Origin of the sequence: Kineococcus vitellinus, assembly GCF_009906315.1 — a bacterium.
Taxonomy (GTDB): Bacteria; Actinomycetota; Actinomycetes; order Actinomycetales; family Kineococcaceae; genus Kineococcus; species Kineococcus vitellinus.
Window position 1 is genome coordinate 1 of sequence record NZ_JAAALL010000443.1, and the last position, 816, is coordinate 816.

At 76.5% G+C, this 816-nt stretch carries 1 protein-coding gene; it reads left to right on the forward strand.

Features of this window, described 5'->3' with window-relative positions; all coding sequences use genetic code 11:
- Window positions 1–557: 557 nt before the first annotated feature.
- On the forward strand, window positions 558–816 hold a 259-nt coding region (locus GTQ99_RS24505; protein ID WP_240897956.1), incomplete at its 3' end, for an aldo/keto reductase.

The following is an 816-nucleotide window of genomic DNA, read 5'->3' on the forward strand; positions in this document are numbered from 1 at the left end:
GGAGGCGCCCGTGCCGCTCCGGTGGCTCGGCGCACCCCGCCTGCGGCGGGTCGTGGTCGCGGACGGGCGGTGCGCCCGGCGGGGTGCCGGTGTCTCGTCGGCGCGGCGCCCACCGGGGACGTGCTGCGGAGGCGGTGCGGTCCCGCGTCCTGGAGCGCACCCGGCTCGCCGGTGCCGGCGGGTGCGACCGCCCTGGGCGCACGGGCGCCGAGCGCGACGCCCGTGCGCCGACCGGCCTCGGGACGTGAGCCGGCAACCCCGCCGGGATCGGGGCGAGCGCCCGCACGACCGGGCACTCGACCACCGGCCCGACCGGAACCCCGCCCGAAACTCCGAGCAGAACCCGGGGGAAACCCTGGCCGGAACTTCGGTGGAACCGCGACCGGAACTCCGAGCAAACAGCGACCGGAACTCCGAGGAAACAGCAACTGGAACCCCGGTCGAGGCACCGACTGGAACCCCGGTCGAAACCCCGACCGAAACTCCGGTGCGCCGGTTCGCCGGAGGGATCACCCCGCCTGAGGTGCTCCGTCCTGCGCCCGAGCGGTGTCCGCGTCTTGCGGATCTGCCTGGGAACCGCCACCTTCGGGGCGGCCCCGAACGCGCAGGACGCCGACGCCGTGGTGGGTGCGGCGCTGGAGCTGGGCGTGGACTTCGTGGACACCGCGAACGGGCACGGCTCCACGTCGACCTTCGACCGCCCCGGTGCGCCGCCGGCCGCGCAGCGCGAGAGCGCCGAGGAGGTTCTCGGCCGCGCCCTGGCCGGCCGCCGCGACGAGGTGGTGCTCGCCGCGAAGTCCGGCGAACGGCGGTTCG